General features: G+C 68.6%; 9 protein-coding genes and 1 pseudogene. 9 read left to right on the forward strand and 1 reads right to left on the reverse strand.

Going from position 1 to position 9,018, the window contains the following annotated elements; genetic code table 11:
* The coding region (locus AC1D15_RS10205) for a Crp/Fnr family transcriptional regulator (protein ID WP_477825892.1) at window positions 1-578 on the reverse strand (578 nt) is incomplete at its 3' end.
* A 93-nt stretch (window positions 579-671) separates the two neighbouring features.
* On the opposite strand from AC1D15_RS10205, the gene AC1D15_RS10210 reads away from it, so the two are divergent.
* From AC1D15_RS10210 to AC1D15_RS10250, 9 genes and pseudogenes are all read left to right on the forward strand, one after another.
* On the forward strand, window positions 672-1,313 hold the full coding sequence (locus tag AC1D15_RS10210; protein WP_477825893.1) for a VOC family protein: 642 nt from the start codon (window positions 672-674) through the stop codon (window positions 1,311-1,313).
* A gap of 102 nt (window positions 1,314-1,415) precedes the next feature.
* Window positions 1,416-3,368: an AMP-dependent synthetase/ligase gene (locus AC1D15_RS10215; protein WP_477825894.1), complete on the forward strand. Its 1,953-nt coding sequence runs from the start codon at window positions 1,416-1,418 to the stop codon at window positions 3,366-3,368.
* The gene (locus tag AC1D15_RS10220) at window positions 3,365-4,147 is read left to right on the forward strand and encodes an ABC transporter ATP-binding protein (RefSeq protein ID WP_047506420.1); all 783 of its coding nucleotides are present in this window, start codon (window positions 3,365-3,367) and stop codon (window positions 4,145-4,147) included. Before AC1D15_RS10215 ends, AC1D15_RS10220 begins: the two co-directional genes overlap by 4 nt.
* Window positions 4,147-5,076 carry a branched-chain amino acid ABC transporter permease gene (locus tag AC1D15_RS10225; protein WP_047506418.1) on the forward strand — a complete coding sequence of 310 codons (930 nt, stop codon included), beginning with the start codon at window positions 4,147-4,149 and terminating at the stop codon, window positions 5,074-5,076. The genes AC1D15_RS10220 and AC1D15_RS10225 overlap by 1 nt, the downstream gene beginning before the upstream one ends.
* A 3-nt stretch (window positions 5,077-5,079) precedes the next feature.
* Entirely contained in the window at window positions 5,080-6,144 is a 1,065-nt protein-coding gene (locus AC1D15_RS10230) for a branched-chain amino acid ABC transporter permease (protein WP_477825895.1), read from the forward strand.
* Window positions 6,145-6,171: 27 nt separating this feature from the next.
* The gene (locus AC1D15_RS10235; protein WP_465114835.1) at window positions 6,172-7,506 is read left to right on the forward strand and encodes an ABC transporter substrate-binding protein; all 1,335 of its coding nucleotides are present in this window, start codon (window positions 6,172-6,174) and stop codon (window positions 7,504-7,506) included.
* A gap of 4 nt (window positions 7,507-7,510) precedes the next feature.
* Complete coding sequence (locus tag AC1D15_RS10240; protein WP_465114834.1) at window positions 7,511-8,332, forward strand: ABC transporter ATP-binding protein; 822 nt, start codon at window positions 7,511-7,513, stop codon at window positions 8,330-8,332.
* A gap of 117 nt (window positions 8,333-8,449) precedes the next feature.
* A complete protein-coding gene (locus AC1D15_RS10245; RefSeq protein ID WP_465114832.1) occupies window positions 8,450-8,743 on the forward strand; it encodes a hypothetical protein in 294 nt (97 codons plus the stop codon).
* Window positions 8,743-9,018, forward strand: a pseudogene (locus AC1D15_RS10250) (phenylacetate--CoA ligase family protein); the annotation flags it as partial. The gene AC1D15_RS10245 and the pseudogene AC1D15_RS10250, both read left to right, overlap by 1 nt.

Below are 9,018 nucleotides of genomic sequence, written 5' to 3' on the forward strand. Positions count from 1 at the left end.
ACGCCCGGGTACAGCACCGGATGAAACAGCGATGCCAGGCTGCGCGCGACCCGCGCATCCGGATCGTTGAGCCGATCGATCTCGCGCGCCCCGATGAACTGCCCGAGCCGCTCGTTCAGCTGCTGCATCACGAAGCGGTTGAACGGGATGCTGCGGTCGATCAGCCAGTGGAAGGTCTCGACCGTGATGCCCGCGACCACGCTCTTGCGCAGCGCCTGGATGTTGTAGCGGTAGACCTCGCGCTTGAGCACCGTGCCCTCGCCGAACCAGCCGCCCGGCGGCACGCCGGTGAAGGTGATCGGCATGCCGAGCGCCGAGTCGTTGCTCATCTTCAGCAGCCCGTCGACCACGCCGAACCAGAAGGTCGCCGGCTTGCCGACCCGGCACAGCAGCTCGCCGGCGTCGACCTGCACCACCTTCAGGTCGTCGACGGCGCGCTCGCGCTCGTCGGCCTGCAGCGACTGCAGCCACGGGATGTCGCGCAGCTCGTCCGCATTCGCCTGGCGGGCACGCACGCGCAGCGGCGGCTGCCCGGCTTTCGGCAGGGTCGGCACGACCGGTGGAATCACGGCTCCCATGAAGATGTCCTCGCCATCCTCGGGATTGTGGGCAGCGGTGCGAGGGATCGTCAAACCGGCAGAATCCGCCGATCCCTGCCGCGAGGACGCGCGATGCATCCGTGCCAGCTCGATCACATCACCATCACCGCCCCGACGCTGGCGCAGGGCGCCGCGTTCGTCCGTGACACGCTCGGTGTCGAGCTGCAGACCGGCGGCGAGCATCCGCGCATGGGCACGCACAACCTGCTGCTGCGCCTGGGCGACGACCTCTTCCTCGAAGTCATCGCGGTGAATCCCGCCGCGCCTGCGCCGGGCCGGCCGCGCTGGTTCGCACTCGACACGTTGCACCCGCACGCCCCGCCCCGCCTGTCCAACTGGGTCGCGCGCACCAGCGACATCCGAAGCGCCACCGCGGCTGCGCCGGAAGCACTCGGCGAGATCGAGCCGATCACCCGTGGCGCATTGCAGTGGCTCATCACCATCCCACTCGACGGGAGCTTGCCGATGGACGGCATCGCGCCGGCCCTGATCGAACGGCAGGCATCCACCCATCCTGCCGCCGGCCTCCAGGACGTGGGCTGCACGCTGCACCGCTTCGAGGCCCGGCATCCGGAGCCTGAGCGCGTGACGGCCTTGCTCGCGACGCTCGGGCTCGACACGTCCGTGCAGGTGTCGCCGCTCCCCGCCGGCGCCCGACCGCAGTTGGTCGCGCACATCCACACGCCGCACGGCCTGCGCACGATCGGCACGTAGCCCCGGGTAAGACCGAAGGGGGATGTCCCGAAGATTGTCGTCAGAACGACAACCTGGCGTCAAACTTGTTCGTACAGTCGCCGCACACACAAGGAGACAGCGGTGCTGACGACGTTCCCCCGTCTGATGCTCGACCATGCCGCGCAGCGGCCGGACGCCCCGGCGCTGCGCGAGAAGGAGTTCGGCATCTGGCAGACGCTGAGCTGGACCCAGCTCGCCACGCTGGTGCGCGAGCTGGCCGCCGGCTTCGCGCAGGCCGGCCTGCAGCGCGGCCAGCACCTGATCGTCGTCGGCGAGAACCGGCCCCGGCTGTACGCGACGATGCTCGCCGCGCAATCGCTGGGCGCCATTCCCGTGCCGCTGTACCAGGATGCGGCCGCCGCCGAGTTCGTCTTCCCGGTCGTCAATGCCGGCGTCGCGTTCGCGGTGGTCGAAGACCAGGAGCAGGTCGACAAGCTGCTCGAGATCCGCCCGCAGTGCCCCGCCCCGGCCCTCACCCACATCTGGTTCGACGACCCGCGCGGGCTGCGCCACTACGACGAACCCGGCCTCGCCCCGCTCGACGCGCTGGTCACGGCCGGCCGCCTCTTCCATGCCGCRCACCCGGCGCACGTCCACGATGAAGTGCAGCGCAACCGGCCCGAAGACGTCGCCGCCATGTTCTTCACCTCCGGCACCACCGGCCAGCCGAAGGGCGTGGTGCACACGCATGCGAGCCTGATCGACCGGGCGCGCGCCGGCGCCCGCTTCGACAAGCTGACCGAGCGCGAAGAGGTGCTCGCCTACCTGCCGGCCGCGTGGATCGGCCAGAACGTGTTCTCGTACGCGCAGTGGCTCACCTGCGGCTACGTCGTCAACTGCCCGGAGTCGCCCGCCACCGTCGGCATCGACCTGAAGGAGGTCGGGCCGACCTACTACTTCGCGCCGCCGCGCGTCTTCGAGGCGCTGCTCACCAGCGTGATGATCCGCATGGAAGACGCGAGCGCGCCCAAGCGCTGGCTGTTCCGCCACTGCATGGCGCTTGCGCGGCGCGTCGGCCCGGCGCGCATGGACGGCAAGCCGCTCGCGTTGCGCGACCGGCTGGCCTGGGCGCTCGGCAACCTGCTGATCTACGGCCCGCTGCGCAACACGCTGGGCCTGTCGCGCGTGCGCGTGGCCTACACCGCCGGCGAGGCGATCGGGCCGGACCTGTTCAGCTTCTACCGCTCGATCGGCATCAACCTGAAGCAGCTCTACGGCTCGACCGAGACCGCCGTGTTCGTCTGCCTGCAACCCGACCACCAGGCGCGCGCCGACACGGTGGGCATCCCGATCGACGGCGTGGAGCTGAAGGTCGGTGCCGACGGCGAGGTGCTGGTGCGCTCGGCCGGCTTGCTGAAGGGCTACTACCGCAACGAGGCCGCGACGGCCGAGGTGCTGTCCGCTGACGGCTGGTACCGCACCGGCGACGCCGGCTTCCTCGACGCGCAGGGCCACTTGAAGATCATCGACCGCGCGAAGGACGTCGGCCGGCTGGTCGGCGGGGCGAACGACGGCGCGATGTTCGCGCCCAAGTACGTCGAGAACAAGCTGAAGTTCTTTCCGCACATCAAGGAGGCGGTGGCCTTCGGCGACCGGCGCGAGAAGGTCTGCGCCTTCATCAACATCGACATGGAGGCGGTGGGCAACTGGGCCGAGCGCCGCAACCTGCCGTACGCCGGCTACACCGACCTGGCGCAGAAGCCCGAGGTGTACGAGCTGGTGCGCGACTGCGTGGAGCGGGTCAACGCCGACCTCGCGGCCGACGACAAGCTCGCCGGCAGCCAGATCACGCGCTTCCTGGTGCTGCACAAGGAGCTCGACGCCGACGACGGCGAACTCACCCGCACGCGCAAGGTGCGGCGCGGCTTCATCGGCGAGCGCTACCAGGTGCTGGTCGATGCGCTGTACGGCGGCCGCAGCTCGCAGTACGTCGAGACCGCGGTGAAGTTCGAGGACGGCCGCAGCGGCATGGTCGCGGCCGACCTGCGCATCGCCGACGCGAAGACCTTCGCGTCGGTCAGGAGCGCCGCATGACACGAGCCGTGGGAGACGTGATCCTCGACGTGAAGAACATCAGCCTGTCGTTCGGCGGCGTGAAGGCGCTGACCGACATCAGCTTCGACCTGCGCGAGCACGAGATCCGCGCCATCATCGGCCCGAACGGCGCCGGCAAGAGCTCGATGCTGAACTGCATCAACGGCGTCTACCAGCCGCAGCAGGGCTCGATCGCGCTGCGCGGGCGCACCTTCCGCCACATGAACTCGCGCCAGGTGGCCGAGATGGGCGTCGCGCGCACCTTCCAGAACCTGGCGCTGTTCAAGGGCATGAGCGTGCTCGACAACATCATGACCGGCCGCAACCTGCGCATGAAGAGCAACCTGCTGCTGCAGGCGCTGCGCCTCGGGCCGGCCGAGCGCGAGGAGATCGAGCACCGGCGCGTCGTCGAACGCATCATCGATTTCCTGGAGATCCAGCCGTACCGCAAGACGCCGGTCGGCAAGATGCCCTACGGGCTGCAGAAGCGCGTCGACCTCGGCCGCGCGCTCGCGATGGAGCCGCAGGTGCTGCTGCTGGACGAGCCGATGGCCGGCATGAACGTCGAGGAGAAGCAGGACATGAGCCGCTTCATCCTCGACGTGAACGACGAGTTCGGCACGACCATCGTGCTGATCGAGCACGACATGGGGGTAGTGATGGACATCAGCGACCGCGTGGTGGTGCTCGACTACGGCAGGAAGATCGGCGACGGCACGCCGGGCGAGGTTCGATCCAATCCGGATGTCATCAAGGCCTACCTCGGGGTTCAACACTGATGGGCTTCTTCCTCGAAACCCTGTTCGGCGGCCTGATGGCGGGCATGCTGTATGCGCTGATCGCGCTCGGCTTCGTGCTGATCTACAAGGCCTCGGGCGTRTTCAATTTCGCGCAGGGCGCGATGGTGTTGTTCGCGGCGCTCGCGATGGCGCGCTTCTCCGAGTGGTTCCCGCAGTGGTTCCACTTCGACAGCAAGCTGCTCGCCAACGTGCTGGGCTTCATCACCGCGGCGGCGTTGATGGTGGTGGTGGCCTGGCTGATCGAGCGGCTGTGCCTGTCGCGGCTGGTCAACCAGGACGGCATCACGCTGCTGATGGCGACGCTCGGCATCGCGTACTTCCTCGACGGGCTCGGCCAGACGCTGTTCGGCAACGACATCTACAAGATCGACGTCGGCATGCCGAAGGAGCCGCTGCTGGTGCTGCAGGGCACGTTCGACGGCGGCGTGCTGATCAGCCAGGAGGACCTGGTGGCGGCACTGGTCGCGGCCACGCTGGTCGCGCTGCTCGCGCTCTTCTTCCAGAAGACAGCCACCGGCCGCGCGCTGCGTGCGGTGGCCGACGACCACCAGGCGGCGCAGTCGATCGGCATCCCGCTCGACCGCATCTGGGTCATCGTGTGGTCGGTGGCCGGCATCGTCGCGCTGGTGGCCGGCATCATCTGGGGCAGCAAGCTGGGCGTGCAGTTCTCGCTGTCGCTGGTGGCGCTGAAGGCGCTGCCGGTGGTGATCCTCGGCGGGCTCACGTCGATCCCGGGCGCGATCCTCGGTGGGCTGATCATCGGCGTCGGCGAGAAGCTGTCGGAGATCTACCTCGGACCGATGTTCGGCGGGGGCATCGAGATCTGGTTCGCCTACGTGCTGGCGCTGTTGTTCCTCCTCGTCAGGCCGCAGGGCCTGTTCGGCGAGAAGATCATCGATCGGGTCTGAGCCATGCTGTACAGAGAGAACGGCCAGTTCAAGACCAGCTACCGCGCCGACCAGCAGATCTTCCCGGTGTTGCAGGACCGCGCCGCGATCCTCGCGCTGCTGGCCGTCGCCTTCGTCGTGCTGCCGCTCGCCGCGCCCGAGTACCTGTTCCGCGCGATCCTGATCCCGTTCCTGATCCTGTCGCTCGCCGCGCTCGGCCTGAACATCCTCGTCGGCTACTGCGGCCAGATCTCGCTGGGCACCGGCGCCTTCATGGCAGTGGGCGCGTACGCGGCCTACAACTTCCAGGTGCGCATCCCGGGCATGCCGCTCGTCGCGTCGCTGCTGCTGGGCGGCGTGTGCGCCACCGGCGTCGGCGTGCTGTTCGGCATCCCGTCGCTGCGCATCAAGGGGCTGTACCTCGCGGTCGCGACGCTGGCCGCGCAGTTCTTCACCGATTGGGCCTTCCTGCGCATCTCGTGGTTCACCAACAACTCGTCGTCCGGCTCGGTCAGCGTCTCGGGCCTGAACGTGCTCGGGCTGCCGATCGAATCGCCGGTGTCCAAGTACCTGCTGTGCCTGGTCTTCGTCTGCGTGTTCGCGCTGCTCGCGAAGAACCTGGTGCGCGCGAGCATCGGCCGCGAATGGATGGCGATGCGCGACATGGACGTCGCCGCCGCGGTGATCGGCATCCGCCCGATGTACGCCAAGCTCACCGCGTTCGCGGTCAGCTCGTTCATCGTCGGCGTGGCCGGCGCGCTGTGGGGCTTCGTCCACCTCGGCGCCTGGGAGCCGGCCGCGTTCAACATCGACCGCTCGTTCCAGCTGCTGTTCATGGTGATCATCGGCGGGCTCGGCTCGATCAGCGGCAGCTTCATCGGCGCGGCCTTCATCATCCTGCTGCCGCTGCTGCTGAACCAGGTGCCGCGCTGGTTCGACATCCCGCTGTCGACCGCGCTCGCGTCGCACCTCGAATCGATGATCTTCGGCGCGCTGATCGTGTTCTTCCTGATCGTCGAGCCGCACGGCCTCGCGCGGCTGTGGTCCACCGCGCGCGAGAAGCTGCGGCTGTGGCCCTTCCCCCACTGATCACCACCACCACCAACGGAGACAGACATGCAGTTCAAGTCGTTCGCACGGGTTGCCGCGATCGCCGCGGTGGGTTGGGCCGGCCTGCTCGCCGCGCCGGCCGCGCTGGCCCAGGCCAAGGAGCAGTTCTTCCCGCTGCTCGTCTACCGCACCGGCGCCTACGCGCCCAACGGCACGCCGTGGGCCAACGGCAAGCAGGACTACCTGAAGATGATCAACGCCCGCGATGGCGGCATCAACGGCGTCAAGCTGAGCTACGAGGAATGCGAGACCGGCTACGCGACCGACCGCGGCGTGGAATGCTACGAGCGCCTGAAGGGCCGCGCCGGCGTCACGCTCTTCGACCCGCAGGCCACCGGCATCACCTTCGCGCTGACCGACAAGGTGCCGGCCGACAAGATCCCGCTGATCACGCTCGGCTACGGGCTGGCGGCCTCGCAGGACGGCGGCGTGTTCAAGTGGAACTTCCCGCTGATGGGCTCGTACTGGACGGCCGCCGACATCCTGATCCAGCACATCGGCAAGAAGGAAGGCGGGCTCGACAAGCTGAAGGGCAAGAAGATCGCGCTCGTGTACCACGACTCCCCGTTCGGCAAGGAGCCGATGCCGCTGCTGGAGGAGCGCGCGAAGACGCACGGCTTCGAGCTGCTGAAGATCCCGGTGACGGCGCCCGGCGTCGAGCAGAAATCGGCCTGGCTGCAGGTGCGCCAGCAGAAGCCCGACTACGTGCTGCTGTGGGGCTGGGGCGTGATGAACTCGACCGCGCTGAAGGAGGCGATCGCCACCGGCTACCCGCGCGAGAAGATGTACGGCGTCTGGTGGGCCGGTGCCGAGCCCGACGTGAAGGACGTGGGCGACGCCGCCAAGGGCTACAACGCGCTGGCGCTGAACACCTCGGGCCAGCAGCCGAAGGTGATCCAGGACATCCTGAAGTACGTGCACGACAAGGGCCAGGGCGCCGGCCCGAAGGACGAGGTCGGCTCGGTGCTGTACACGCGCGGGCTGATCATCCAGATGCTCGGCGTCGAGGCGGTGCGGCGCGCGCAGGAGCGGTTTGGCAAGGGCAAGGTGATGACCGGCGAACAGGTGCGCTGGGGGCTGGAGAACCTGGCGCTGGACCAGAAGAAGCTCGATGCGCTCGGCTTTGCCGGCGTGATGCGGCCGGTCAGCACCTCGTGCCTCGACCACATGGGCACCACCTGGACGCGGGTGCACACCTGGGACGGCAGCAAGTGGAACTTCAGCTCCGACTGGTACCAGGCCGACGAGCAGATCCTGAAGCCGATGGTGAAGGCGGCGGCGGACAAGTACGCCACCGACAAGAAGCTGACCCGCCGCAGCCCTGAAGACTGCCAGAGCTGATCCCATGAGCGCACCGGTCTTGCTCAACGTCAACGGGATCGAGGTGATCTACCACCACGTGATCCTGGTGCTGAAGGGCGTCTCGCTGCAGGTGCCCGAGGGCGGCATCGTCGCGCTGCTGGGCGGCAACGGAGCCGGCAAGACGACGACGCTGCGCGCCGTCAGCAACCTGCTGGCGGGCGAGCGCGGCGCGGTCACCAAGGGCAGCATCGAGCTGCGCGGCGACCGCATCGAGGCGCTGTCCACCGCCGAGATGGTGAACCGCGGCGTCGTGCAGGTGATGGAAGGCCGGCACTGCTTCGCGCACCTGACGATCGAGGAGAACCTGATGACCGGCGCCTGGACCCGGCGCGACGGCAAGGCGGCGGTGGCCGAGACGCTGGAGAAGGTCTACGGCTACTTCCCGCGGCTGAAGACGCGGCGCGGCTCGCAGGCGGCCTACACCTCGGGCGGCGAGCAGCAGATGTGCGCGATCGGCCGCGCGCTGATGGCGAACCCGAAGATGGTGCTGCTCGACGAGCCGTCGATGGGCCTCGCGCCGCAGATCGTCGAGGAGGTGTTCGAGATCGTGCGCGACCTGAACCAGCGCGAGCGCGTGACCTTCCTGCTCGCCGAGCAGAACACCGCGATGGCGCTGCGCTATGCCGACCACGGCTACATCCTCGAGAACGGCCGCGTCGTGATGGACGGTGCGGCCAAGGCGCTGGCCGAGAACGAGGACGTGAAGGAGTTCTACCTCGGCACCGGCGGCGCGAAGGACGACGTGGAGCGCAAGAGCTTTCGCGACGTCAAGAGCTACAAGCGCCGCAAACGCTGGTTGACGTGACCCACCCCCGAGGCGCTGCGCGCCTCCCCCTCAAGGGGGCGCCACCAGTGGCCCGGCAAAGCCGGTTCCACGGTGGCCGCTTGATTGACGGTGCTGTGCGAAATATGGAGCGATGTGATGTCCGATGATTTTTTCGCCCTGCCTCCCTTCAAGCCCGACGAGACGTTGGTCACGCTGAAGCGCCAGCTGCGCGAGCTGAAGCCGCTGGCCGAGCGCGGCGCGGCGTTCGACTGGAAGGGCAAGCCGGTGCTGCAGCTCGCGAGCGATGCCGCGACGATCACCGCGCGCATCGCCCGCCGGCCGATCACGACGCCGGAATGGGACACGCAGGTGCTGAAGAGCGGCGCCGACGTGCGCAAGCTGGTCGACGAGGTGCGCAAGCGCCTGGTCCGTTGGGCGGATGACGAGTGATGGGCACCTTCTACGACGCGCTGGAAACACGGGAGCCGGCCGAGCGCGAGCGCGCGCTGTTCGCGGCGCTGCCGGCGCTGCTGGCGCATGCGCAGGCCCATGCGCCGGCGTTCGATGCGCTGCCCGCCGGTGCCGATGCCGCGCGGATCACCGACCGCGCGGCGCTCGCGGCGCTGCCGGTGATCCGCAAACACGAGCTGCTGGCGCTTCAGCAGGCGCAGCGCGCCAGCGATCCGTTCGGCGGCTTCTCGACCATCGGCTGGCGCGGCCTGCGC

The organism is Rhizobacter sp. P2_H2 (assembly GCF_056403375.1).